Source organism: Pseudomonas sp. MPB26 (assembly GCF_046605355.1).
Classification (GTDB): domain Bacteria; phylum Pseudomonadota; class Gammaproteobacteria; order Pseudomonadales; family Pseudomonadaceae; genus Aquipseudomonas; species Aquipseudomonas cedrina.
Genome location: NZ_CP176793.1, coordinates 4,241,515 through 4,265,310, shown reverse-complemented (window position 1 = coordinate 4,265,310; position 23,796 = coordinate 4,241,515). Strand labels below are relative to the sequence as shown.

The following is a 23,796-nucleotide window of genomic DNA, read 5'->3' as shown; positions in this document are numbered from 1 at the left end:
TTTATGCAACCTGCCTGACTTAATCTCGCAGCACTCCCTTTGGCGTGAGGTGCGGCATGAGGCTGCGCGTTCTGTTCCTGCTGTGCCTTTTTCCACTCCTGGCCGTTTCCGCCCCCCTGCCCGTTCCCGACCAAGGCCCTGCGTTACGCATCCAGGGCTCCAACACCATTGGCGCGGAGCTGGGCCCCGCGCTGGTCCAGGGAATGATGGAGCAGCAGGGCTTGCAGGCCGTTCATGGCGAGCCTGGCGACGGAACCAATGAGCAACGGGTGGTCGGCAAGACTCGCCAAGGCAAGACCGTCACCATCGAAATCGCGGCCCACGGTTCGAGCACCGGGTTCAGCGCACTGAAAAAATCCACTGCCGACCTCGCCGCCTCGTCGCGCCCGATCAAGGACAGCGAACTGGTCGACCTCGAACCGCTGGGCGACCTGAAAAGCCCCGACGCCGAACAGGTAATCGCCATCGACGGCCTGGCCATCATCCTCAACCCGCAAAACCCGCTGAATACGCTGGACACCGAGCAACTGGCGCAGATCTTCAATGGCGATATCAGCACCTGGGAGGCGTTGGGCGGTATCGGTGGGCCTATCCATTTGTATGCGCGCGATGATCAGTCCGGCACCTACGACACGTTCAAGGAACTGGTGCTGCGCCTGCGCGGCAAGCCCCTCGACCCTTCGGCCAAACGTTTCGAGTCCAGCGAGCAATTATCGGATGCGGTGAGCCAGGATCCCCAGGGCATTGGTTTTATCGGGCTGCCCTATGTGCGCCAGGCCAAAGCCGTGGCGATCGTGGATGGCGACTCGCAGGCGATGTTGCCGCTGAACAGTCTGATTGCCACCGAGGATTACCCGCTGTCCCGTCGCTTGTTTTTTTACCGGCCGCCGTCGGGGCACAACCCGTGGGCCAAGGCACTGGTGGACTTCACCCAGAGCAGCAAGGGCCAGGCGCTCGTGGCCGCCAACGGGTTTATCGCGCAACAGGTGCAGGCGATGGACGTGGTGCCGCGCGCGTCGATGCCCGGGGAGTATCAAGCCATCGCACGTGAGGCTCAGCGTTTGACGGTGAATTTCCGGTTTGAGGAAGGCAGCGCCAGCCTGGACAACAAGGCTCGCCAGGATTTGCAACGGGTGGTGGCTTATATAAAGCGCCACGGCAAACTTCAGAAACAGGTCACGCTGGTGGGCTTTGGTGACGTGAAGAACGACCCGCAGCGCGCGGCGTTACTGTCGAAACTGCGCGCAATGGCGGTGCGCCGGGAGCTGGTCAAAAGTGGTGTGGTGCTGCGGGAGATTCACGGGTTTGGCGCGCAGATGCCGGTGGCGGCGAATACGGCGGATGAAGGCAGGATCAAGAATCGGCGGGTGGAGGTTTGGGTGTATTGAGCCTTGGGTTGTGTGTTGTTTGGGCCGGCCTCTTCGCGAGCAAGCCCGCTCCCACATTCGACCGCACTCTCATGTTGAAAAACGGTCCAGTGTGGGAGCGGGCTTGCTCGCGAATGCAGGCAACTCGGTATTACCGCCCGCCGCGCATCAGCTCTTTAGGCACATACTTGCCGATCTCGAATTTGCCAATCGCAGCGCGGTGCACTTCGTCCGGTCCATCAGCCAGGCGCAGGGTACGTTGCATGGCGTACATGTAGGCCAGCGGGAAATCGTTGGAAACACCGGCGCCGCCGTGGATCTGGATCGCGCGGTCGATCACCTTCAAGGCCACATTCGGCGCGACAACCTTGATCTGGGCGATTTCGCTTTTCGCCACCTTGTTGCCCACGGTATCCATCATGTACGCCGCCTTCAGGGTCAGCAGGCGTGCCATGTCGATCTCCATGCGTGAGTCGGCGATCTTGTCGATATTGCCGCCCAACCGCGCCAGCGGCTGGCCGAAGGCGCTACGGCTGACCGAGCGTTTGCACATCAACTCCAGGGCGCGTTCGGCCATGCCGACGGAGCGCATGCAGTGGTGAATACGGCCTGGGCCGAGGCGACCCTGGGCGATCTCAAAACCGCGCCCTTCGCCGAGCAACACGTTCTCATAGGGCACGCGCACGTTGTCGAACAGCACTTCGGCATGACCGTGGGGCGCATCGTCGTAGCCGAACACTGGCAGCGGGCGCAGGATTTTCACACCGGGGGTGTCCACCGGCACCAGGATCATCGAGTGCTGCTGATGGCGCGGCGCATCCGGGTTGCTCAGGCCCATGAAGATCAGGATCTTGCAGCGCGGGTCGCAGGCGCCGGAGGTCCACCACTTCTTGCCGTTGATCACCCACTCGTCACCCTGGCGCTCGGCACGGGCGGCCATGTTGGTGGCGTCGGACGAGGCCACGTCGGGTTCGGTCATGGCGAAGGCCGAGCGGATTTCACCGCGCAGCAAGGGTTCGAGCCAGCGCTGTTTCTGCTCTTCATTGGCGTAGCGCACCAGCACTTCCATGTTGCCGGTGTCGGGGGCGGAACAGTTGAAGGGCTCCGGGCCGAGTAAAGAGCGCCCCATGATTTCAGCCAATGGCGCGTATTCGAGGTTGGTCAGGCCGGCGCCCAGTTCGGACTCCGGCAGGAACAGGTTCCACAGGCCTTCGGCTTTGGCCTTGGCCTTGAGTTCTTCCATGATTGCGGTGGGCTGCCAGCGATCACCTTCGCTGACCTGGCGTTCGAACACCGGCTCGGCCGGGTAAACGTAAGCGTCCATGAATGCAGTGACGCGTTCACGCAGTTCCTGAACCTTGGGCGAATAGGCGAAATCCATGAGCAGCTCCCTTCTCTGAGAGGTTGTTTAGGTCATGCAATCGATGCTAGAACAGCGTTGATAATTTACCTAGCCTATTCTCGGCGTGTATTAACATTCATCACCGATATATGATCGACGTATGGCCACCTAACAATAAAGAGCGCAACCATGAATCTGAGCAAGGTCGACCTCAACCTGTTTATCGTCTTTGACGCGATCTACACCGAAGCCAACCTGACCCGCGCCGGGCAGATTGTCGGTATCACCCAGCCGGCGGTGTCCAACGCTCTGGCGCGGCTGCGGGAAACCTTCAACGACCCGCTGTTCGTGCGTACCGCCCAAGGGATGGTGCCCACGCCGATGGCCCAGAACATCATCGGCCCGGTGCGCAATGCGTTGTCGTTGCTGCGTGTGTCGGTGCAGGAAAGCCGCATCTTCAACCCGCAGCAGGCCGCCAAGACCTACCGCATCAGCATGACCGACCTCACCGAGGCGGTGATCCTGCCGCCGCTGTTCCAGCGCCTGCGCCGCCTGGCACCCACCGTGGTCATCGAAAGCTTCCTGTCCAAACGCCGCGAGACCACCAAGGAACTGGCCGCCGGGCGCCTGGACTTTGCCGTGGACGCGCCGCTCAATACCGACCCGCAGGTGCGCCACGTCAAGCTGATGGAAGACCGCTATGTGTGTGCGATGCGCAAGGGTCACCCGATGGCGGGCAAAGACAAACTGACGCTGGATGATTATTTGTCGCTGACCCATATCCATATCTCCAGCCGGCGCAACGGCTTGGGCCACGTCGACCTGGCGCTGGGCAAGATGGGCATCCAGCGCAAGATCGCCCTGCGCTCCCAGCATTACTTGATGGCTTCGCAGGTGTTGCAGCAGACCGACATGGTGATGACCGTGCCCGAGCGCTTCGCCCGCCGTCATGAATTGCACTGGTTCAACTTGCCGGTCAACGATGTGCCCGCGGTGGAAACCCACCTGTACTGGCATGAAAGCACCGACCAGGACCCGGCGAACCGCTGGATGCGCGAGCAGATGATCGAGTTGTGCCAGCAAGTGACGGCCCACGAGAAAAAGCTCGACAAGCTGCAAGCCTGACCTTGCACCCTCCCCTGTAGGAGCGAGCTTGCTCGCGAAGAACTGAGAGCGCCGCTGGGTATCAGGCTTACCGCGTTATCGTTGACGTTTTTCGCGAGCAAGCTCGCTCCTACAAGGATTAATGATCGAGCTTGACGTTCACGTCAACCTGCCTTTAGCTTAGCGCCAAGAACTTCTTGAGCGCCCCCATGAGCACGACCTACAGCATCTCCGACCTCGCCCGCGAGCTCGACATCACTACCCGCGCCATTCGTTTCTACGAAGAACAGGGCCTGCTGGCGCCGGAGCGCCGGGGCCAGGAGCGCATCTACTCGGCGCGCGACAAGGTCAGCCTCAAGCTGATCCTGCGCGGTAAGCGCATCGGTTTTTCCCTGGCCGAGTGTCGCGAGTTGATCGAACTCTACGACCCCAGCAGCGGCAACCATGTCCAACTCAACAGCATGCTGGCCAAGATCGCCGAGCGCCGCGAGCAGTTGGAACAGCAACTGTTGGACATCGAACAAATGAAGCTGGAACTGGACACCGCCGAAGAGCGCTGCACCCAGGCCCTGGCCACTACCATGAGCCAGGCCGGCCATTGATCAGAAGGTAACTGCCATGTCCCTCCCCTCACACGTACGCCTGGTGGAAGTCGGCCCGCGCGACGGCCTGCAGAACGAAGCCCAACCCATCAGCGTGGCGGACAAGGTCCGGCTGGTGGACGCCCTCAGCGCGGCGGGCCTGGGCTATATCGAAGTCGGCAGTTTCGTATCGCCCAAGTGGGTGCCGCAGATGGCCGGTTCCGCCGACGTGTTCGCGCAAATCCAGCGCAAGCCCGGCGTGACTTACGGCGCGCTGGCGCCGAACCTGCGCGGTTTTGAAGACGCGCTGGCGGCCGGCGTGAAGGAAGTGGCGGTATTCGCGGCTGCGTCGCAGGCGTTTTCCCAGCGCAACATCAACTGCTCGATCAGCGAAAGCCTGGCGCGTTTCGCGCCGATCATGGAAGCGGCCAGGCAGCACGGGGTCAGCGTGCGTGGCTATGTGTCGTGCGTGCTGGGTTGCCCGTATGAGGGCAACGTCGCACCGGAGCAAGTAGCGGCGGTCGCACGGGAGTTGTATGCCATGGGCTGTTATGAGGTGTCCCTTGGCGACACGATCGGCATTGGCACGGCCGGGGCCACGCGGCGGCTGTTCGAGGTGGTCGGCGCGCAAGTGCCGCGGGACAAGCTGGCCGGGCACTTTCATGACACCTATGGCCAGGCCATCGCGAATATCTACGCCAGCCTGCTGGAAGGCATCAGCGTGTTCGACAGCTCTATCGCGGGCCTCGGCGGTTGCCCCTACGCCAAGGGCGCCAGCGGTAACGTCGCCACCGAAGACGTGGTGTACCTGCTCGATGGCCTGGGCATCGAGACCGGTATCGACCTGCAGGCATTGATCGGTGCGGGCCAGCAGATCAGCAAGGTGCTGGGTCGACCGACCGGGTCGCGTGTGGCCAAGGCACGTAACGCCAATTGAGTAGCCCAGCCGTGACAAAGTGTTACCGCCCGCCTACACATCGAGTAACACGGGAACAGGTTTTGGGTTATTGGATTGGGGTCAATCTTTGGTAAAAATTTAACTTATTGATTTTAAAGACATTTTAAAAGTTGGCACGGCTCCTGCTATCTCTATGGCATAACAAGAATAAAAAGCACCAAGCCTAATAAAAATAAGACGAAACGACTCTGACATAACAAAAACAACACGGCAGAGACGCAGCTAACAGATTTTTTTGGAGAAGATGTGCTTCGCAGGGTACGGCATGCCGAAACCCGCAACCGGATAGAGAAAAATAAAACTACCTCAGGTAGCTACCCACTGGTTGGATCGTTAACGAAGAAGCAAGTCAGCGCTCAAAAAAATACGTTTGCTCTTGACCCCGGATGGGGGTCACCAAAACAGCGGTAAAGGGTAACGGTTGCCAAAAACAACAATAGACCGCCCCTCAATAATAAAAAAGAGCACGCAACGACAAATTAAAGGGGACCCTCGGGTCCCCTTTGTGCTTTCCGGGTTTTGATCATTCATCTGACACTCTGCCATTCAATGTGGGAGCTGGCTTGCCTGCGATGGCCTCTACACATCTTGTAGTGAGCGGGCTTGTCCCGCGCTGGGTGGCGAAGCCGCCCCACTAAAGACGCCGCCGAGTTTCAGGTAAATTTAAGTCGCCTGCTTTGGGGCCGCTTCGCAGCCCAGCACGGGACAAGCCTGCTCACTACAGGTGCTCGTGTGCCCTCAAAAAATATGTGTAGATACCAATGCTGCGATAGCGGTACATCAGGCCCGGATGGGTGGCTGATAAATCGTTATCGCAGGCAAGCCAGCTCCCACAATCAGATCGGAGGCTGTCAGTCATTCCCGCGTTCGCAGCTCTTCGATGCTGATCTCGCGCATGCGGAATTTCTGGATCTTGCCGGTTACCGTCATCGGAAACTCCTCGACGAACTTGAAGTGCTTGGGCGTCTTGAAGTGCGCAATGCGGCCCTTGCACCAGGTTTGCAGTTCAAGCTCATTGGCGACATGGCCTGGGTGGAACTTGATCCATGCGACGATGGCTTCGCCGTAGCGCTCATCCGGAATGCCGATCACCTGCACATCCGCCACTGCCGGGTGGGTGAAGAAAAATTCCTCCACTTCACGCGGGTACACGTTCTCACCACCACGAATGATCATGTCCTTGTTGCGCCCGGCAATGCACACGTAACCGTGGGTATCCATGCTCGCCAGGTCGCCGGTGTGCATCCAGCCGGCGTCGTCGATGGCCTCGCGGGTGGCCTCCGGGTTGTTCCAATAGCCGAGCATCACGCTGTAGCCACGCGTGCACAACTCGCCGATCTCGCCGCGCGCGACGGTGTTGCCGTCGGCGTCGATGATCTTGTTTTCCAACTGCGGCTGGGTGCGACCGACGGTGGTCACGCGAAGCTCCAAGTCGTCATCGGCACCCGTCTGCAACGACACCGGACTGGTCTCAGTCATGCCATAGGCAATCTGCACTTCACGCATGTGCATCTCGCCTATAACCCGGCGCATCACTTCGATGGGGCACGTGGCTCCGGCCATGATGCCGGTGCGCAGGCTCGACAGGTCGAATTCGCCGAGGCGTGGGTGATCGAGCATGGCGATGAACATGGTGGGCACGCCGTAAAGGCCGGTGGCTTTTTCTTCGGCGACGGCGGTCAGCGTCAGCAACGGATCGAAGCCGTCATTGGGGTAGATCATGGTGGTGCCGTGGGTGATGCAGCCCAGGTTGCCCATGACCATGCCAAAGCAGTGATACAGCGGCACCGGGATCACCAGGCGATCCTGCGCGGTCAGGCCGAGGCTTTCGCCGACCATGTAGCCATTATTGAGGATGTTGTGGTGGCTGAGGGTGGCGCCTTTGGGGAAGCCGGTGGTGCCGGAGGTGTATTGGATATTCACCGGCTGGTCGACATGCAAGCTGGCTTGGCGGCTGTGCAGTTGTTCCGGCGGGACGCTTGCGCCCAGGGCCGATAGCTGCGACCAGGGCATGAAGCCCTCGGGCGGGTTGGGGTCGAGGCTGATGATGCCGCGCAGATCGGGTTGCAGTGCCTGCAACATCGCGTGGTAATCGGAGGACTTGAACGACCCCGCGCACACCAGCCACTGACAACCGGACTGCTTGAGCACATAGTCCAACTCACTGCTGCGATACGCCGGATTGATATTCACCAGGATCACCCCGAGCTTGGCGCTGGCAATCTGGCTGATGCACCACTCGGCGCAATTGGGCGCCCAGACACCCAGGCGGTCGCCGGTCTGCATGCCCAGCGCCAGGAACGCGCGCGCGTGCACATCCACGGTCTCGGCCAACTGCCGCCAGGTGTAGCGCCGCTGCTGATGGCGCACCACCAGGGCTTCGCCATCGGCATAGCGGGCAACGGTCTGATCGAACGCCTGGCCGATGGTCTGCGCCAGCAAGGTCTTGTCCTGGGCGCCACGGCTGTAGCTCTGATTCGGTTGATCCATAACGACCCCTGTTGTCTTTTTTGTAGGTTGACGTAAACGTAAACTACGATTGACAGCGCCGTAACGCAAGTTTACGTTAACGTAAAGGTGAGCGCCCTCCTCCGGCGTGCCATCCACACAAAAACCAAGCTCACATTAAGGTGCCTGTCCATGAGTTACCCGTCCCTGAACTTCGCCCTCGGTGAAACCATCGACATGCTGCGCGACCAGGTGCAGTCCTTCGTGGGCAAGGAAATCGCGCCTCGCGCGGCCCAGATCGACATCGACAACCTGTTCCCCGCCGACCTGTGGCGCAAGTTCGGCGACATGGGCCTGCTCGGCATAACCGTGCCGGAAGAATACGGCGGCGCCGGCCTGGGTTACCTGGCCCACGTGGTGGCGATGGAAGAGATCAGCCGGGGTTCGGCGTCGGTGGCGCTGTCCTACGGCGCGCATTCCAACCTGTGCGTGAACCAGATCAACCGCAACGGCAACCACGCACAGAAGCTCAAATACCTGCCCAAGCTCATCAGCGGCGAGCACGTCGGCGCCCTGGCCATGAGCGAGCCGAACGCCGGTTCCGATGTGGTCTCGATGAAACTGCGCGCCGACAAACGCGGCGATCATTACGTGCTCAACGGCAGCAAGACCTGGATCACCAACGGCCCCGATGCCAGCACCTACGTGATCTACGCCAAGACCGACCTGGAGAAAGGCGCCCACGGCATCACCGCTTTTATCGTCGAGCGCGACTGGAAAGGCTTCAGCCGCAGCAACAAGTTCGACAAGCTGGGCATGCGCGGCTCCAACACCTGCGAATTGTTTTTCGATGACGTGCAGGTGCCCGAGGACAACATCCTCGGCGTGCTCAATGGTGGCGTGAAAGTGCTGATGAGCGGCCTGGACTACGAACGCGTGGTGCTCTCCGGCGGCCCGACCGGGATTATGCAGGCCTGCATGGACCTGATCGTGCCCTACATCCACGACCGCAAGCAGTTCGGCCAGAGCATCGGCGAATTCCAGTTGATCCAGGGCAAGGTGGCCGACATGTACACCCAGCTCAACGCCAGCCGCGCCTACCTCTACGCGGTGGCCCAGGCCTGCGAGCGTGGCGAAACCACGCGCAAGGACGCCGCCGGGGTGATCCTCTACAGCGCCGAGCGCGCCACACAGATGGCCCTCGACGCGATCCAGATCCTGGGCGGCAATGGCTATATCAACGAATTCCCCGCCGGCCGCCTGCTGCGCGACGCCAAACTGTACGAAATCGGCGCGGGCACCAGTGAGATCCGGCGGATGCTGATCGGTCGCGAACTCTTCAACGAAACCCGCTGAAGGAGCGCGCCATGGCCACCTTGCACACCCAACTCAACCCCCGCTCGGCAGAGTTTGCCGCCAACAGCGCGGCGATGCGCCAACAGGTCGACGCCCTGCACAGCCTGCTTGCGCAGGTGCAGCAAGGCGGCGGCGCCAAGGCGCAGGAGCGCCACACCTCGCGCGGCAAGTTGCTGCCTCGGGAGCGCATCAACCGCCTGCTCGACCCCGGCTCGCCGTTTCTTGAACTCAGCCAACTCGCCGCCCATCAGGTGTACGGCGAAGACGTGCCCGCCGCCGGCTTGATTGCCGGGATCGGCCGGGTGGAAGGCGTCGAATGCATGATCGTCGCCAACGATGCCACCGTCAAAGGCGGTTCCTACTACCCGCTCACTGTGAAAAAGCACCTGCGCGCGCAGACCATCGCTGCGCAGAACCGCCTGCCGTGCATTTATCTGGTGGATTCCGGCGGCGCCAACCTGCCGCGTCAGGACGAGGTCTTCCCCGACCGCGAGCACTTCGGAAGGATCTTTTTCAACCAGGCCAACATGAGCGCCCAGGGCATCCCGCAGATCGCCGTGGTGATGGGTTCGTGCACCGCTGGCGGCGCCTATGTGCCGGCCATGGCGGACGAAGCGATCATGGTGCGCAACCAGGCAACGATCTTCCTCGCCGGCCCGCCGCTGGTGAAGGCGGCGACCGGTGAAGTGGTCAGCGCCGAAGACCTCGGCGGCGCCGATGTGCACTGCAAGATTTCCGGCGTGGCCGACCATTATGCCGAGAGCGATGAACACGCGCTGGCGCTGGCTCGACGCAGCGTGGCCAACCTCAATTGGCGCAAGCAGGGTGAGGTGTTGCAACGCCCACCCATAGCACCGCTGTACAGCAGCGAAGAACTGTACGGCGTGGTCCCGGCCGATGCCAAACAGCCTTTCGATGTGCGTGAAGTGATCGCACGGCTGGTGGACGGTTCGGTGTTCGATGAGTTCAAGGCGTTGTTCGGCACCACCCTGGTATGTGGCTTTGCGCACCTGCACGGCTACCCGATTGCGATCCTGGCCAACAACGGGATTCTGTTCGCGGAGGCGGCGCAGAAAGGCGCGCACTTTATCGAACTGGCCTGCCAGCGTGGAATTGCGCTGCTGTTCCTGCAGAACATCACCGGGTTCATGGTCGGCCAGAAATACGAGGCCGGTGGCATCGCCAAGCACGGCGCCAAGCTGGTCACCGCCGTAGCCTGCGCCAAGGTGCCGAAGTTCACGGTGATCATCGGCGGCAGTTTTGGTGCCGGTAACTACGGCATGTGCGGTCGCGCCTATGATCCGCGCTTCCTGTGGATGTGGCCCAATGCCCGCATTGGCGTGATGGGTGCCGAGCAGGCGGCCGGCGTTCTGGTGCAGGTCAAGCGCGAGCAGGCTGAACGCGCGGGCACAGGTTTCAGCGCCGAGGAAGAAGCGGCGATCAAGCAACCGATCCTCGACCAGTACGAAACCCAGGGCCACCCCTACTACTCCAGCGCGCGCCTGTGGGACGACGGTGTCATCGACCCGATGCAGACCCGTGATGTGCTGGCCCTGGCTTTATCCGCTGCGCTGAACGCCCCCATCGAGCCGAGTCGCTTCGGCGTGTTCCGCATGTAACCTGTAGGAGCGAGCTTGTTCGCGAAAAATGTCCAGGCAACGCGTTCATCCAACATGCACGCGTTATCGTTAACGACCTTCGCGAGCAAGCTCGCTCCTACAGGAAACCTCATCATCATGGAGTTTCCTCGCATGAGCGATTTCAACACCCTCGAACTGATCACCGACAGCCGTGGTTTTGCCACGCTGTGGCTCAGTCGTGAAGCCAAGAACAACGCGTTCAACGCCGAGATGATCCGCGAGCTGATCATCGCCCTCGACCAGGTGCAGGGTGATCTGTCGCTGCGTTTCCTCGTACTGCGCGGGCGCGGCAAACATTTCAGCGCCGGCGCGGACTTGGCGTGGATGCAGCAATCGGCCGAGCTGGACTACCACACCAACCTGGACGACGCACGCGAACTGGCGGAGCTGATGTACAACCTGGCCAAGTTGAAAATCCCGACCCTGGCGGTGGTGCAAGGCGCGGCCTACGGCGGCGCGCTGGGCTTGATCAGTTGCTGCGACATGGCGATTGGCGCGGATGACGCGCAGTTCTGCCTGTCGGAAGTGCGCATTGGCCTGGCACCGGCGGTGATCAGTCCGTTCGTGGTGCAGGCCATCGGTGAACGCGCCGCGCGGCGCTATGCGCTGACCGCCGAACGCTTTGGCGGGCAGCGTGCTCGCGATATCGGTTTATTGGCAGAAAGCTATCCCACCGACGAGCTGGATCAGCACGTGGAACAGTGGATCGCCAACCTGCTGCAAAACAGCCCGGCGGCGATGCGCGCCAGCAAGGACTTGCTGCGCGAAGTGGGCAGCGGGGCTCTCACGCCCGCCTTGCGCCGCTACTGCGAAAATGCGATTGCGCGCATTCGCGTCAGCGCCGAGGGCCAGGAAGGCCTGCGCGCGTTTCTGCAAAAACGCCCACCGAGCTGGCAGCCTCAGGAGCCGCGCTCATGAGCACATTGACGACGCTGCTGGTGGCCAACCGTGGCGAGATCGCTTGCCGGGTGATGCGCACCGCCAAGGCGATGGGCCTGACCACCGTGGCCGTGCACAGCGCCATCGACCGCGATGCCCGCCACAGCCGCGAGGCCGATATTCGTGTCGACTTGGGCGGTAGCAAGGCCACTGACAGTTACTTGCAAATCGACAAGCTGATCGCCGCCGCGCACGCCAGTGGCGCCCAGGCGATCCATCCGGGTTATGGCTTTTTATCGGAGAACGCCGGGTTTGCACGTGCGATCGAAGCGGCAGGCTTGATCTTCCTCGGCCCGCCCGCCTCGGCCATTGATGCCATGGGCAGCAAGTCGGCAGCCAAGGCGCTGATGGAAACCGCCGGCGTACCGCTGGTACCGGGTTATCACGGCGAAGCCCAGGACCTGGAAACTTTCCGCGCAGCCTGCGAGCGCATCGGTTATCCGGTGCTGCTCAAGGCCACGGCCGGTGGCGGTGGCAAGGGCATGAAGGTGGTCGAGGACGTCAGCCAGTTGGCCGAGGCTCTGGCCTCTGCCCAGCGTGAGGCGCTGTCGTCCTTCGGCAATGGGCAGATGCTGGTGGAAAAATACCTGCTCAAGCCGCGTCACGTGGAGATTCAGGTGTTCGCCGACAAGCATGGGCATTGCCTGTACCTCAATGAACGCGATTGTTCGATCCAGCGTCGCCACCAAAAAGTCGTCGAGGAAGCGCCGGCGCCAGGCCTGAGGGCTGAACAACGCAAGGCCATGGGCGAAGCCGCCGTGCGTGCGGCCCAGGCCATTGGTTATGTCGGCGCGGGCACTGTGGAATTTTTGCTGGACGCGCGCGGCGAGTTCTTCTTCATGGAAATGAACACGCGGCTGCAGGTGGAACACCCGGTGACCGAGGCGATTACCGGTCTCGACCTGGTTGCCTGGCAGATCCGTGTCGCCCAGGGCGAGGCGCTGCCGATCACCCAGGAACAGGTGCCGCTGACCGGCCATGCCATCGAAGTGCGGCTGTATGCCGAGGACCCGGCCACTGATTTTCTGCCCGCCACCGGGCAGCTCATGCTGTACCGCGAATGCGCGCCGGGCCTGGGCCGTCGGGTGGACAGCGGCGTCGAACAAGGCGACAGCGTGTCGCCCTTCTACGACCCCATGCTCGGCAAGCTGATTGCCTGGGGCGAAGACCGTGAACAGGCGCGACTGCGGTTGATGGCCATGCTTGATGAGTTTGCCATTGGCGGTCTCAAGACCAATCTGGACTTTTTGCGGCGCATCATCGGGCACCCGGCATTCGCCGCGGCGGAGCTGGATACCGGTTTCATTCCACGTTATCAGGATGAGTTGCTGCCGGCCCATGGGGAACTGAGCGATAAATTCTGGCAGGCGGCGGGCGCAGCCTTCATGCAAAGCTTGCCGGCCGGGGACGGGCCTTGGGCGGATAAACGAGGGTTTCGCGCCGGATTGCCTGCCGAGGTGTCCCTGCACCTGAGCTGCAACGGCCAGGATCGTCTGGTAACACTGGCTGCGGACGTACCGCAGTTGCAGGGCGAACATCTGCTGATCGAGCAACAAGGCGTGCGCCGCCATCATCTGGCGGTACGTGATGACCGTACGCTGTATCTGCGCTGGGACGGCGAAATTCACGGCGTAACGCTGTTCGACCCCCTTGCGGCGGTCGAGGCTAACCAGTCCCACCAGGGCGGCCTGATCGCGCCGATGAACGGCAGCATTGTCCGGGTACTGGTTGAGGTGGGCCACGCGGTCGAGGCCGGGGCACAACTGGTGGTGCTGGAAGCCATGAAAATGGAACATAGCATTCGCGCGCCCCAGGCCGGAGTGGTCAAGGCGCTGTTTTGCCAGGAAGGCGAAATGGTCGCAGAAGGTTGCGCGCTGGTCGAAATCGAAGCGGCTGGCTAGAACTTTGCCATGGCTTGGACGACAACGCCGAGGATGCGGCAGTCGTCGGTCAATAGCTGTTTCGGGTACGTGGGGTTGAGCGGTACCAGGTAGCGCTGGCCGCTCTCTTCCAGCAACTGGCGGAAGGTCGCCTGGGGGCTCTTGGCCCATAGAGCGACTACCAGTTTGCCGGGCTCGGCGGCAATGGCCGGATCGACCAGGATCATCATGCCCGCACTGATGCTCAGGCCGCTGGGGGCGGTCATGGCGTCGCCCGTGACCGGCAGCCAGAACGCGTCGCCCTGGGCGTGGTAGTCCGTCAGCTCGAAACGGGCCGGGCCATAAGAGGCGCGTTCTTCGCGGATTTCACACAACCCTTTCCAATCGCTGACCGGGTAGCGGAAATACGGGTTGTAGCTTTTCTCCTGGGTCTCTTCATCGGCCCGCTCGCGAATATCCAGTGCGACCTCCAGGTACCCCAGGCCCAGCGCCGCCAGCACCCGGTTCATGTCCGCCAGGCTTGGCGCACGACGCTTGTTGAGCCAATGGCCCACGCCGCCTTGGGACATGCCCAAGCGTTCAGCCAGCTCACCCTGCGTGACCTTGCGGTCTTCCATGTTGGTCCTGACCAACGCGATCCATTTATCCATGGCGCCGACAATACGTCACAGGGTTTTCAGGGCAATAAACAGTTTGTAGTAATCCATAAAACGACATAAATACGATACGTACTATCATCGGACATAAGGTTTTCGACACCCATCCAAGAGTAGCCCCCTTATGACGACAAGCCCGTACCTCCTGCCCGAAACCCCTGAAGACACTGAGCTGCACGACCTGCGCAGCAGCGGTGCCGCCAAACGCGCGCTCGACTTTTACTTGAAAGAAGATATGTCTGCCTCATCTGCGGACGGAGCCCTGTTTGCCATCAAGCCAGGCATCAGTCACGAGGAAGCCCTGGTGCATGCCTCGGACCTGCTGCGCAGCGCCGCGGCCACCGCCTATGAATCAGCGAACAGCCATCAGGGCAGCCATCGCGACCTGGCGTTTTCAGTGGTGTATTTGATCGATATGGCGAAGGCGATGGTGGAGCGGTCGCTGCAGGAACCGCAGGCGCAAGCGAACGCATGAGCCGACGCGGAGAAAAATATTTCTATCCCACGGATAAAAACATTTGACTTGCAAATGATAATGATTATTATTGGACCCAGCTGATCGCGAGATCAGTCGATAGACCAAGAGACCTTAGGTCGGACTCTTGGAATATCTCCTCATCAGGCTAATCACGGTTTTTGACCCGGCTCTTTGGCCGGGTCTTTTTTTGCCAGTTTCCCTGGCATTGCTTCAGGCTAATGAAGACTGTGTGTTACTCGATGGCGCGCATGGTAGCAAAAGACTATCTGCGAATGAAGGCCAGCCGAACGCTCCGGCCCGGATCATTGCGAAACAGCGCTTGAGAATCAATCTCATGGATCCTAAGCAGCGGCGGCGTCAAGGATGATGCCCCTCCCCCCCGCAACAATTTTGCATCCAGTCTTTCCCACACTCCTGTGTAATATAACCGCCACAACACTCATACCCAGGCAACCCGACTATGACCGTGGCCTTGACCTCCATCAGAATCAGCACCGACTTCGACAGTGGCAATATCCAGGTCCTGGATGCCCACGACGCCTATCAGTTATTGCTGTCAATCAAACCCGACACCCGTAGCCAACATTTCCAATGGTTTCACTTCAAGGCCGAAGGCATGCACGTGGGCCACACCCACACCTTTCGCCTGAGCAACGCGGGCAAGTCGTCCTACCGCCATGCGTGGAGCGGCTACAACGCCGTGGCGTCCTACGACCACATCAATTGGTTTCGCGTACCGACGCGGTTTGACGGCGAGATCCTGCACATCAGCCTCGAAACCCGTGAAAGGCACGCCTGGTTCGCCTATTTCGAGCCCTACAGCCGCGAGCGCCACGACTGGCTGATCGACCAGGCCCTGAACCGTGCCGGCACGCAGTTGCTGGCCACCGGTAAAAGTGTTGAAGGCCGGGACATCCAACTGCTGCGCCGTGGCAAAGGCGGTGAAGGCCGCCGCAAGATCTGGATCATCGCCCAGCAGCACCCCGGCGAACACATGGCCGAGTGGTTTATGGAAGGCATCATCGAACGCCTGCAGCAGGACGGCGACGCCGAGCTGAAAAAACTGCTGAAAGTGGCCGACCTGTACCTGGTGCCCAACATGAACCCGGACGGTGCCTTCCATGGTCATCTGCGCACCAACGCCATGGGCCAGGACCTCAACCGCGCCTGGCAGAGCGCCAATCAGCAAACGAGTCCCGAAGTGCTGTTTGTGCAACAGCAGATGGAAAAATACGGCGTTGACCTGTTCCTCGATATCCACGGTGACGAAGAAATCCCCTACGTTTTCACCGCCGGCTGCGAAGGCAACCCAGGCTACACCCCGCGCATCGAGGCCCTGGAAAAACACTTTCGCAGCCACTTGAGCGGCCTGACCCGCGACTTCCAGACCACCCACGGCTACACCCGCGACTTGCCGGGCGAAGCCAACATGACCCTGGCTTGCAACGCCGTAGGCGAAAAATACGACTGCCTGTCGCTGACCCTGGAAATGCCTTTCAAGGACAACGACGACGCCCCCAACCCGCACACCGGTTGGTCAGGTAAACGCTCGATGCAGTTGGCCAAGGACGTATTGAGCAGCGTGGCCGATATCGTCGACGTCTTGCGCTGATTATTCTGTGGCAAGCGGGCTTGCCACATGAAAGCAACCCTTAGGCCTTACGCAGTGTCCGCGGGCACCCGCCGGCAATCCTCAGGCCCCAGCAGCCGCCCATCCGCCGAGCGCAGCTCCAGCGCTCGCAGCGGCTCGCCGTTGGCGCGGTCCACCATCACCGAATGCGCTTCGCCTGCGCCGTAGAAAAACCCCTCGCCCCACTGACGCAGCCCGATGATCACGTTGAACAGGCCGCGGCCCTTTTCGGTCAGCACATACTCCTGATACGCACTGCCATCCGATGCCGGCACGACCTCCAGCACCCCATGGGCCACCAGGCTGCGCAAACGCGTGGACAGAATATTCTTGGCCATGCCCAAACTGCGCTGGAATTCACCAAAGCGACGCATGCCATCAAATGCATCGCGGATGATCAGCAGCGACCAGCCATCGCCAATCGCATCCAGCGAGCGCGCCACCGGGCATTCGGCGTTTTCAAAGCGGGTGAGCTTGACCATCGGGGCTGCCTGTCGTCGACCAATAATGTGGTTGCAATATAAAACTGGAATCCTTACCGTACAAGTAGTTTCATTTAAAACCACACAAGGATTATCCGCATGTCGTCATCCCCCTTGAGCGGCGCGGTGGTAGTGCTGTTCGCCATCGCCTGCGGCCTGTCAGTGGCCAACGTCTACTACGCCCAGCCGCTGCTCGACGCCATGGCCGAGACCTTCGCCATGGACCACGCCACCGTGGGTATCATCATCGCCCTCACCCAAGTCGGTTATGGCGTGGGGCTGTTGTTGCTGGTGCCCCTGGGGGATCTGCTCAACCGGCGCAAGCTGATCGTCATCCAACTGCTGCTCTCCACCCTGGCCGTGCTGGTGGTGGCCTTGTCGTCCAACAGCGTCTGGCTGCTCGCCGGCGTGGCGCTCACCGGCCTGCTGGCGGTAGTCGCCCAGGTGATGGTGGCATTGGCCGCTCACTTGGCGTCGCCCGAACAACGTGGCCACGTGGTCGGACTGGTCACCAGCGGGATTGTCGTGGGTTTGTTGCTGGCGCGCTCCGTTTCAGGTGCCATGGCAGACTTGGCGGGTTGGCGCTCGGTGTACCTGCTCTCCGCCGGCCTGACGCTGTTGATGGCCCTACTGCTATGGCGGGTGCTGCCTGACACCGAGCAACCCCGCGCCACAGTTACCTATGGCGCGCTGATCCGCTCGGTGTTCAGCTTGTTCAAGGAAGAAAAGGTCTTGCGAGACCGTGCCGTGCTGGCGATGTTGATTTTCGCCGCCGGCACCGTCCTGTGGACGCCGCTGGTGTTGCCCTTGAGCGCCCCGCCGCTGTCGCTGTCGCACACGCAGATCGGCCTGTTCGGGCTTGCCGGTGCCGCCGGCGCCTTGGGTGCCGCCCGCGCCGGACGCCTGGCCGACAGGGGCTGGGCCCAATGGACCAGCGGCACGGCACTGCTGCTGATGCTGCTGTCCTGGGTGGCCATCGGCTTTACCCAGTCGTCGCTGTGGGCATTGTTGCTGGGTGTGATCGTGTTCGATCTCGGCCTGCAAGCCGTGCACGTCACCAGCCAGAGCCTGATCTACGCCGTGCGCCCCGACGCCCAGAGTCGCCTGGTGGCGGGTTACATGCTGTTTTACTCGGTGGGCAGCGCGCTCGGGTCGGTCAGTGCAACGGCGATGTATGCCTGGGGCGGCTGGCTCGGCGTGTGTGGCCTCGGCGCAGCGATCAACCTGCTCGCGTTGATCTACTGGCTGGCCACACTGCCCCCCAAGGCTGTGTCAGTCCTTGCTGCCGGTCATGCTTTGCAGCACGCCGTCGCGGCGGATCAACCCATGGAATAGCGCAGCCGCCAGGTGCAGCAACACAGTCAGGAACAGCAGATAAGCCAGGTACCCGTGCGCCTTGCGCAGCAGCGCAAACAACGGCGCATTCGCCGCCACCAGCGCCGGCAACTGCACCGAGCTGCTGAGCATGACCGGGTCGCCCGCCGCCGAGATCATTGCCCAACCCAACAGCGGCAATACCAGCATCAAACCGTACAGGACCAGGTGCGACGCCTTGGCCGCCAATACCTGCCACAGCGGCAAGTCGGCGGGCAACGGCGGTTGGCGTGTGGAGAAGCGCACCACCAGCCGCACGATCACCAGCGCCAGGATCGCGATCCCCAGCGGCTTGTGCAGGTGGATCAGCCATTCATGCCTCTCTGAAACAGAAGCCGCCAGGCCCGCGCCGATAAACAGCATGGCCATGACCATCAGCGCCATCAACCAGTGCAGCAGGCGCGCCAGGGGCGCGAAAAACCGTGGTTGGGCATTCATGGCTTCGACTCCTGAGGGGCGCTGTGCAACGGGCTGACTTCACCGGCGCGGCGCAGGTACGAACTGGCATACGCCGCCGAACGTGCTGCCAGCAATGGGTCGTTGGAGGCTTCGATGCCACTGGGCAAGATCAGCGGATCGAAGTTGATATCGCGGCAATCACCGTCCGCTTGCGGTTGGCTGCTTTGCAGCACCAGGGTGCCGGCATTGATGACCGTATGCGCGCCCGTCCAGGCCTTGCTTGCGTCATCCACAGGATCGCCGGGGTTGGCCAAGGTCATGTTCAACTGCCAGCGCAGCGGCCCGGCGGCAAGACGCTGCGCCAGGTCTTTTTCAAGGAAGTCATTCCCGGCCGGGGCGGTATCTCCCGCTGCATCCTGCAGCGTGGGCACCACGCCCCAACGCACGGCCTGGCGCTTGCCATCGGCCCCCACCAGGTAAAAGGCGTTGATGCCGTTGTAGGTTTCGGTCGCATAACTGGCCGAAGGCTTGGCAGTCTTGACCCACGCCAGAAACTGCGCGGTCTCGGGATGGGCGGCGAAGAACGCCGGCATCGCGGCCGGGTTTGGCTTGCCGGTCGATGGGTCCGGTGCGCCGGCCTTGAGCAATTGGTAGAAGGCCTCGGGCGTGCCCACCGGGAATACCGGCATACTGTTCATGCCGGTGCGCCACTGCTGGCCGTTGGCCTGGCTGAACTGCACGGCAAAACTGCGGATCGGCACACTGCTGTCCGGTGCATAAGGGTTGCCACTGGGCAAGGCAAACCGGCCGATCAGCGGGGTCTTGGCCGCACTGAACACCTCGGCGCTGGAGTAAGCACGGGCCTCGGCGCTGCTTTCGAAATAACCGGCCACGCACACGCCCTTGGCATGGTTGCGTCGGAAGCCCGGGTGCGCACCGTTGTTGGTTTCCAAGGCGTTGACCAGGGTTTTAGGACGCAAGCGCTGTGGGTCGAGGGTGCCATTGACGTAGGCAAATGCCCCCGCCAAAACCGCAACCACGGCGCCGATACCCGCCAGGCGCGCGATCAGGCTCGCAGTGCTCAACGGAGGACGGGGCGGTGATGAGTGATCTACCATGAAGGAGCTCCAGGGCCAGAGGCCTTAGGGGTGAACATAAGGTCGGAGCATTAAGACGAACGCCGATTGGCTCTATTCCCTGGGCCTGGATTTATTTTTCACGGTCGGGAATAACCGCCCCCGCCAGTCGTCTCTCTAGTCCCAGCGTAGTGAACAGCCCGCTCCCATGCATGAACTCGACGAACCGTTACGTGAACTCATCCCCAGGCTGCGGCGCTTTGCCGTGTCCCTGACGCGTAACGCCAGCAGCGCCGACGACCTGGTGCAAGCGACCCTGGAACGGGCGGTCACCCATTGGGCAGAGAAACGCGTCGAAGGCGATTTGCGCGCCTGGCTGTTCTCGATCCTCTACCGGCAGTTCCTCGACGCCCACCGTCGCACCCGACGCTACGCACGGATGCTGGAGTTCTTCACCGGGCGTGACGATGCGCAGCCATCGGTCGAGCGCACCGTGATCGCCCAGTCGACCCTGCAAGCCTTCGATCAACTCAACGCCGAGCAACGCGCGCTGCTGCTGTGGGTCTCGGTCGAGGGCATGAGCTACAAGGAGGTCGCCGAGATTCTCGACGTGCCCATCGGCACCGTGATGTCGCGTCTATCGCGGGCGCGCCAAGCCCTGCGCCAACTCAGTGATGGCGAAATCGCCAGCCCTTCCCTGCGGATACTCAAATGATCAGCCTGCCCCCCAGCGAACGCGATTTGCATGCCTACGTCGATCACCAACTGTTGGAGAGTGATCGCCGCGTGCTCGAAACGTATCTGGCCGCCCATCCGGATGTCGCCGCCCAGGTCCATGCCTGGCAGCACGACGCGCAATTGCTGCGCGCCGCATTGGGCGGTGCCCTGCAACAGCCGGCCAACCCGGAGCTGGACCCGGCGCTGATCCGCCAGCGCCTCAAGCGCCAGTCGCGCCGCCACTTCGCCACGGCCGCCGTGTTGCTGATCGCAGTGAGTCTCGGCGGTATCGGGGGCTGGAACGCCCGTGAGGCCACCCAGCCAGCAATGCTACCGATGGCCGATGCGATGCAGGCGTTTCGCTTGTTTGCCCAGGACGGCGTGATGCCGGCCGACTACAAAGGCCAGGGTAACGACACGATGCAAGCCTGGCTGGATCGCTACTTCAGCCAGGCGCACCGCCTGCCCGACCTCAGCGCGGCGGGGTTCACCCCGGTCAGCGGGCGCTTGCTGACCACCGAGCAAGGCGCCGCCGCCATGGTGCTGTACGAAGACGCGCAAGGGCGGCGCATCAGTTTCTACATCCGCCCACCTGGCCCGGAAAACGGTTTCCTGCCCCGTGGCAGTCGCAGTGCCGATGGTTTGCAGGCTCAATACTGGTCCGGCGCGGGCTACAACTATGCGGTGGTCAGCCCGGTGGACCAGCCTGCCCCGCCGATGTTGACGTTCTAAAAGCCTGGGATTTGGCCATTGGTCAAAACACAACGGACACCCTAAAGTGAGTGACCACCGGCCTACAGAGTGACCCGCATTGGCAGCGCTTTCCCTGCTCCGCCGCCTGCTCGGTAAAAAGACCGACAGCGTCGACGAACCAACCATCCCTGCGTTCTTTGCACAAAAAGCCGCGCAACAGGGCTATACCCTGAGCACCGGTCAAACCCTCGCGATTGCTGCCCTGGACCGCGAAGCCCGGCACCTGCTCGCGGGTCAACCGACGCGCAGCTTGTACCTGCACGGCCCGGCGGGGCGCGGTAAAAGCTGGCTTCTGGATGGCTTTTTCCAAGTGTTGCCGATTGCCGAGAAGCAGCGCGTGCATTTCCATGAGTTTTTTACCCGCCTGCACCAGGGCATGTTCAAGCACCGCGAGCACGACGATGCCCTCGGCGCGACCCTCGATGAACTGCTGACGGACTGCCGGGTGCTGTGTTTCGACGAGTTCCACGTTCACGATATCGGCGATGCCATGCTGATCACGCGGCTGTTCAAGGCCCTGTTCCAGCGCGGCGTGCTGGTGCTGGTGACGTCCAACTACGCACCGCAAGCATTGCTGCCCAACCCGCTGTACCATGAGCGTTTCAAGCCGGTGATCGACCTGATCGCCGCGCGCATGCAGGTGCTGGAGGTCAGCTCGCCCAAGGATTTCCGTAGCCTACCTCAGGCCCGCAGCGCGCAACGCTTCACCACCGGTCAGTATGTGTGGCCAGGCACCGCGAGCCAGCGCGCGGCGCTGGGTCTCCCCGCCCCGGACTGCCCGCCCCAGCCCTTGCCCGTCGGCAACCGAACCCTGACGTGCCGCCAGCGGGAAAGCCGCTCCATTGCCTTCACCTTCAATGACCTGTGCGAAGCGTTGACGGCGGTGATGGACTACCTGCTGTTGTGCCAGGATTACGACCACTGGATCATCGACGGCCTGCCGCAACTGGCGCAGTGCCCGATTGCCGTGCAGCAGCGGTTCATCAACCTGGTGGACGTGCTCTACGACCGCGACAAACGCCTGGTGCTGATCGGCGAGCAGCCCCTGGACATGGCCTTGAGCGGCCAGGCCATCGACCTTGCCCGCACCGCCAGCCGCCTGCGTCAATTGCAAACAGTCGAGTTGCAACACGCCAACCCGCAACGCCCGCCCGACCCGCTATCATGAGCGCCCTCTACGCCCCATTGCCCGAGTGACCGCGCCGTTCATGAATACCCTCGCCCAACTCAAGGCCGGCCAATTGGCCGGTATCACGCGCCTGGATCTGTCCTGCGGGCTGACCGAATTCCCCCGGGAAATCTTCGACCTGGCGGGCTCCCTGGAAATCCTCAACCTCAGCGGTAACGCCCTGCATAGCCTGCCAGACGACCTGCACCGCCTGCCGCACTTGCGCGTGCTGTTCTGCTCGGACAACCGTTTTACCGAACTGCCCGCCTGCCTCGGCCAGTGCGCCCAACTGAGCATGATCGGCTTCAAGGCCAACCAGATCAGCCACGTGCCCGCCGCCGCGCTGCCACCGCGGTTGCGCTGGCTGATCCTGACCGATAACCGCATCAGCGAGCTTCCTTCTGAGTTGGGCGAACGGCCATTGCTGCAAAAGCTGATGCTGGCCGGTAACCAGTTGGCGCAACTGCCGCAAAGCCTGGCCAACTGCCACAACCTCGAATTGCTGCGCATTGCCTCCAACCGCTTCACACGCTTGCCAGACTGGCTGCTGGCGTTGCCGAGCCTGACCTGGCTGGCCTATGCCGGTAATCCGGTGGAAACGGCGGTGCCGATGACGGACGATGAGGCCACTGTGGAGATTCCCTGGGCCGAGCTGGAACTCGCCGAAATATTGGGCGAAGGCGCGTCCGGCGTTATCCGCAAAGCGCTGTGGAAACCGGCAGGCAAACCCGTCGCGGTCAAACTCTATAAAGGCACCATCACCAGCGATGGCTCACCACTGCACGAAATGCAGGCCTGCATCGCCGCCGGGCTGCACCCCAACCTGATCAGGATCGAAGGCCGTGTGGTCGGCCACCCCGATGGCCAGGCCGCCCTGGTGATGGACCTGATCGACCCGAGCTACCGCAACCTCGCGGCCCTGCCGAGCCTGGCTTCGTGCACCCGCGACATCTACCCGCCGCACACCCGCTTCAGCCTTGCCGTGGCGTTGTGCATGGCGCGGGGCATCGCATCGGTGGCGGCACATCTACACCGGCACGGCATCACCCATGGCGACCTGTATGGGCACAATATCCTGTGGAATGAAGCGGGCGATTGTCTGCTGGGGGATTTTGGCGCCGCGTCGTTTCATGCCACGGCGGATACTTTGGAAACCAGGGCATTGCAGCGTATTGAAGTGCGCGCGTTCGGGGTGCTGCTGGGGGAATTGCTGGAGCGGGTTGAGGGCCAGGTGAGTGACGCGCTGGTGGCATTGCAGAAAAGCTGCTGTCAGCCCGATGTGCTGGCGCGGCCGGGGTTTGAGGAAATTGAGGCCTTGCTGATCTCTGGAAACATCCGCTGACCCAATGTGGGAGCGGGCTTGCTCGCGAATGCGGTGTGTCAGATGAAAAATTCTTCACTGATACACCGCATTCGCGAGCAAGCCCGCTCCCACATTGGAACTGTGT

21 protein-coding genes are annotated in these 23,796 nt (G+C 61.9%); 15 read left to right on the top strand and 6 right to left on the bottom strand.

Going from position 1 to position 23,796, the window contains the following annotated elements; all coding sequences use genetic code 11:
* Positions 1–56 precede the first annotated feature (56 nt).
* Positions 57–1,388 carry a substrate-binding domain-containing protein gene (locus tag ACLH0H_RS19750; RefSeq protein WP_411379295.1) on the top strand — a complete coding sequence of 444 codons (1,332 nt, stop codon included), beginning with the start codon at positions 57–59 and terminating at the stop codon, positions 1,386–1,388.
* 130 nt (positions 1,389–1,518) lie between these two features.
* On the opposite strand, the gene ACLH0H_RS19745 is transcribed toward ACLH0H_RS19750, so the two are convergent.
* On the bottom strand, positions 1,519–2,748 hold the full coding sequence (locus tag ACLH0H_RS19745; protein ID WP_411379294.1) for an acyl-CoA dehydrogenase: 1,230 nt from the start codon (positions 2,746–2,748) through the stop codon (positions 1,519–1,521).
* A gap of 150 nt (positions 2,749–2,898) precedes the next feature.
* Here ACLH0H_RS19745 and ACLH0H_RS19740 point away from each other — a divergent pair, with 150 nt between their 5' ends.
* From ACLH0H_RS19740 to ACLH0H_RS19730, 3 genes are all read left to right on the top strand, one after another.
* On the top strand, positions 2,899–3,834 hold the full coding sequence (locus tag ACLH0H_RS19740) for a LysR family transcriptional regulator (protein WP_411379293.1): 936 nt from the start codon (positions 2,899–2,901) through the stop codon (positions 3,832–3,834).
* A gap of 188 nt (positions 3,835–4,022) precedes the next feature.
* Positions 4,023–4,415: a MerR family transcriptional regulator gene (locus ACLH0H_RS19735; RefSeq protein ID WP_076950860.1), complete on the top strand. Its 393-nt coding sequence runs from the start codon at positions 4,023–4,025 to the stop codon at positions 4,413–4,415.
* Between the two features lie 16 nt (positions 4,416–4,431).
* Complete coding sequence (locus tag ACLH0H_RS19730) at positions 4,432–5,331, top strand: hydroxymethylglutaryl-CoA lyase (RefSeq protein ID WP_411379292.1); 900 nt, start codon at positions 4,432–4,434, stop codon at positions 5,329–5,331.
* 876 nt (positions 5,332–6,207) lie between these two features.
* Here the strand turns inward: ACLH0H_RS19730 and ACLH0H_RS19725 are convergent.
* The gene (locus ACLH0H_RS19725) at positions 6,208–7,842 is read right to left on the bottom strand and encodes an AMP-binding protein (protein WP_411379291.1); all 1,635 of its coding nucleotides are present in this window, start codon (positions 7,840–7,842) and stop codon (positions 6,208–6,210) included.
* Positions 7,843–7,992: 150 nt separating this feature from the next.
* Between ACLH0H_RS19725 and ACLH0H_RS19720 the strand changes: the two genes are divergently transcribed.
* The 4 genes from ACLH0H_RS19720 (at position 7,993) to ACLH0H_RS19705 (ending at position 13,636) form a co-directional block, all read left to right on the top strand.
* Positions 7,993–9,156 carry an isovaleryl-CoA dehydrogenase gene (locus ACLH0H_RS19720; RefSeq protein WP_411379290.1) on the top strand — a complete coding sequence of 388 codons (1,164 nt, stop codon included), beginning with the start codon at positions 7,993–7,995 and terminating at the stop codon, positions 9,154–9,156.
* Positions 9,157–9,167: 11 nt separating this feature from the next.
* Positions 9,168–10,775 carry a carboxyl transferase domain-containing protein gene (locus ACLH0H_RS19715; RefSeq protein WP_411379289.1) on the top strand — a complete coding sequence of 536 codons (1,608 nt, stop codon included), beginning with the start codon at positions 9,168–9,170 and terminating at the stop codon, positions 10,773–10,775.
* A gap of 132 nt (positions 10,776–10,907) precedes the next feature.
* Complete coding sequence (locus ACLH0H_RS19710; protein WP_411379288.1) at positions 10,908–11,714, top strand: gamma-carboxygeranoyl-CoA hydratase; 807 nt, start codon at positions 10,908–10,910, stop codon at positions 11,712–11,714.
* Positions 11,711–13,636 (top strand): acetyl/propionyl/methylcrotonyl-CoA carboxylase subunit alpha, encoded by a 1,926-nt coding sequence (locus ACLH0H_RS19705; protein ID WP_411379287.1) that lies wholly within the window; start codon positions 11,711–11,713, stop codon positions 13,634–13,636. Before ACLH0H_RS19710 ends, ACLH0H_RS19705 begins: the two co-directional genes overlap by 4 nt.
* Here ACLH0H_RS19705 and ACLH0H_RS19700 read toward each other — a convergent pair.
* Positions 13,633–14,265, bottom strand: coding sequence for a LexA family protein (locus ACLH0H_RS19700; RefSeq protein WP_411379286.1), 633 nt, complete (start codon positions 14,263–14,265; stop codon positions 13,633–13,635). The two genes, ACLH0H_RS19705 and ACLH0H_RS19700, sit on opposite strands and share 4 nt — an antisense overlap.
* Before the next feature lie 130 nt (positions 14,266–14,395).
* Here ACLH0H_RS19700 and ACLH0H_RS19695 point away from each other — a divergent pair, with 130 nt between their 5' ends.
* Together ACLH0H_RS19695 and ACLH0H_RS19690 are read left to right on the top strand one after the other, a co-directional pair.
* A complete protein-coding gene (locus tag ACLH0H_RS19695; RefSeq protein WP_411379285.1) occupies positions 14,396–14,746 on the top strand; it encodes a DUF6124 family protein in 351 nt (116 codons plus the stop codon).
* Between the two features lie 463 nt (positions 14,747–15,209).
* Positions 15,210–16,361, top strand: coding sequence for a M14-type cytosolic carboxypeptidase (locus ACLH0H_RS19690; protein ID WP_411379284.1), 1,152 nt, complete (start codon positions 15,210–15,212; stop codon positions 16,359–16,361).
* Positions 16,362–16,408: 47 nt separating this feature from the next.
* Here ACLH0H_RS19690 and ACLH0H_RS19685 read toward each other — a convergent pair whose 3' ends face one another.
* A complete protein-coding gene (locus ACLH0H_RS19685; protein ID WP_411379283.1) occupies positions 16,409–16,861 on the bottom strand; it encodes a winged helix-turn-helix transcriptional regulator in 453 nt (150 codons plus the stop codon).
* A gap of 99 nt (positions 16,862–16,960) precedes the next feature.
* On the opposite strand from ACLH0H_RS19685, the gene ACLH0H_RS19680 reads away from it, so the two are divergent.
* Positions 16,961–18,196, top strand: coding sequence for an MFS transporter (locus tag ACLH0H_RS19680; protein WP_411379282.1), 1,236 nt, complete (start codon positions 16,961–16,963; stop codon positions 18,194–18,196).
* On the opposite strand, the gene ACLH0H_RS19675 is transcribed toward ACLH0H_RS19680, so the two are convergent.
* Together ACLH0H_RS19675 and ACLH0H_RS19670 are read right to left on the bottom strand one after the other, a co-directional pair.
* On the bottom strand, positions 18,134–18,673 hold the full coding sequence (locus ACLH0H_RS19675; protein WP_076950872.1) for a cytochrome b: 540 nt from the start codon (positions 18,671–18,673) through the stop codon (positions 18,134–18,136). The two genes, ACLH0H_RS19680 and ACLH0H_RS19675, sit on opposite strands and share 63 nt — an antisense overlap.
* Positions 18,670–19,752, bottom strand: coding sequence for a catalase family peroxidase (locus ACLH0H_RS19670; protein ID WP_411379281.1), 1,083 nt, complete (start codon positions 19,750–19,752; stop codon positions 18,670–18,672). The genes ACLH0H_RS19675 and ACLH0H_RS19670 overlap by 4 nt, the downstream gene beginning before the upstream one ends.
* 166 nt (positions 19,753–19,918) lie before the next feature.
* Here ACLH0H_RS19670 and ACLH0H_RS19665 point away from each other — a divergent pair, with 166 nt between their 5' ends.
* From ACLH0H_RS19665 to ACLH0H_RS19650, 4 genes are all read left to right on the top strand, one after another.
* On the top strand, positions 19,919–20,425 hold the full coding sequence (locus tag ACLH0H_RS19665) for an RNA polymerase sigma factor (RefSeq protein ID WP_411379280.1): 507 nt from the start codon (positions 19,919–19,921) through the stop codon (positions 20,423–20,425).
* Complete coding sequence (locus ACLH0H_RS19660) at positions 20,422–21,159, top strand: anti-sigma factor family protein (protein ID WP_411379279.1); 738 nt, start codon at positions 20,422–20,424, stop codon at positions 21,157–21,159. The genes ACLH0H_RS19665 and ACLH0H_RS19660 overlap by 4 nt, the downstream gene beginning before the upstream one ends.
* Before the next feature lie 79 nt (positions 21,160–21,238).
* Positions 21,239–22,348 (top strand): cell division protein ZapE, encoded by a 1,110-nt coding sequence (gene zapE / locus ACLH0H_RS19655; protein WP_411379278.1) that lies wholly within the window; start codon positions 21,239–21,241, stop codon positions 22,346–22,348.
* Between the two features lie 40 nt (positions 22,349–22,388).
* On the top strand, positions 22,389–23,690 hold the full coding sequence (locus tag ACLH0H_RS19650; protein ID WP_411379277.1) for a protein kinase: 1,302 nt from the start codon (positions 22,389–22,391) through the stop codon (positions 23,688–23,690).
* Positions 23,691–23,796: the final 106 nt, after the last annotated feature.

Coding starts and splice junctions, on each gene's coding strand:
- ACLH0H_RS19710 (WP_411379288.1), top strand. CDS start 10,908: ATGAGCGATTTCAACACCCTCGAACTGATCACCGACAGCCGTGGTTTT.
- ACLH0H_RS19730 (WP_411379292.1), top strand. CDS start 4,432: ATGTCCCTCCCCTCACACGTACGCCTGGTGGAAGTCGGCCCGCGCGAC.
- ACLH0H_RS19745 (WP_411379294.1), bottom strand. CDS start 2,748: ATGGATTTCGCCTATTCGCCCAAGGTTCAGGAACTGCGTGAACGCGTC.
- ACLH0H_RS19750 (WP_411379295.1), top strand. CDS start 57: ATGAGGCTGCGCGTTCTGTTCCTGCTGTGCCTTTTTCCACTCCTGGCC.
- ACLH0H_RS19720 (WP_411379290.1), top strand. CDS start 7,993: ATGAGTTACCCGTCCCTGAACTTCGCCCTCGGTGAAACCATCGACATG.
- ACLH0H_RS19680 (WP_411379282.1), top strand. CDS start 16,961: ATGTCGTCATCCCCCTTGAGCGGCGCGGTGGTAGTGCTGTTCGCCATC.
- ACLH0H_RS19725 (WP_411379291.1), bottom strand. CDS start 7,842: ATGGATCAACCGAATCAGAGCTACAGCCGTGGCGCCCAGGACAAGACC.
- ACLH0H_RS19665 (WP_411379280.1), top strand. CDS start 19,919: ATGCATGAACTCGACGAACCGTTACGTGAACTCATCCCCAGGCTGCGG.
- ACLH0H_RS19660 (WP_411379279.1), top strand. CDS start 20,422: ATGATCAGCCTGCCCCCCAGCGAACGCGATTTGCATGCCTACGTCGAT.
- ACLH0H_RS19690 (WP_411379284.1), top strand. CDS start 15,210: ATGACCGTGGCCTTGACCTCCATCAGAATCAGCACCGACTTCGACAGT.
- ACLH0H_RS19670 (WP_411379281.1), bottom strand. CDS start 19,752: ATGGTAGATCACTCATCACCGCCCCGTCCTCCGTTGAGCACTGCGAGC.
- ACLH0H_RS19700 (WP_411379286.1), bottom strand. CDS start 14,265: ATGGATAAATGGATCGCGTTGGTCAGGACCAACATGGAAGACCGCAAG.
- ACLH0H_RS19685 (WP_411379283.1), bottom strand. CDS start 16,861: ATGGTCAAGCTCACCCGCTTTGAAAACGCCGAATGCCCGGTGGCGCGC.
- ACLH0H_RS19675 (WP_076950872.1), bottom strand. CDS start 18,673: ATGAATGCCCAACCACGGTTTTTCGCGCCCCTGGCGCGCCTGCTGCAC.
- ACLH0H_RS19705 (WP_411379287.1), top strand. CDS start 11,711: ATGAGCACATTGACGACGCTGCTGGTGGCCAACCGTGGCGAGATCGCT.
- ACLH0H_RS19695 (WP_411379285.1), top strand. CDS start 14,396: ATGACGACAAGCCCGTACCTCCTGCCCGAAACCCCTGAAGACACTGAG.
- ACLH0H_RS19735 (WP_076950860.1), top strand. CDS start 4,023: ATGAGCACGACCTACAGCATCTCCGACCTCGCCCGCGAGCTCGACATC.
- ACLH0H_RS19650 (WP_411379277.1), top strand. CDS start 22,389: ATGAATACCCTCGCCCAACTCAAGGCCGGCCAATTGGCCGGTATCACG.
- ACLH0H_RS19740 (WP_411379293.1), top strand. CDS start 2,899: ATGAATCTGAGCAAGGTCGACCTCAACCTGTTTATCGTCTTTGACGCG.
- ACLH0H_RS19715 (WP_411379289.1), top strand. CDS start 9,168: ATGGCCACCTTGCACACCCAACTCAACCCCCGCTCGGCAGAGTTTGCC.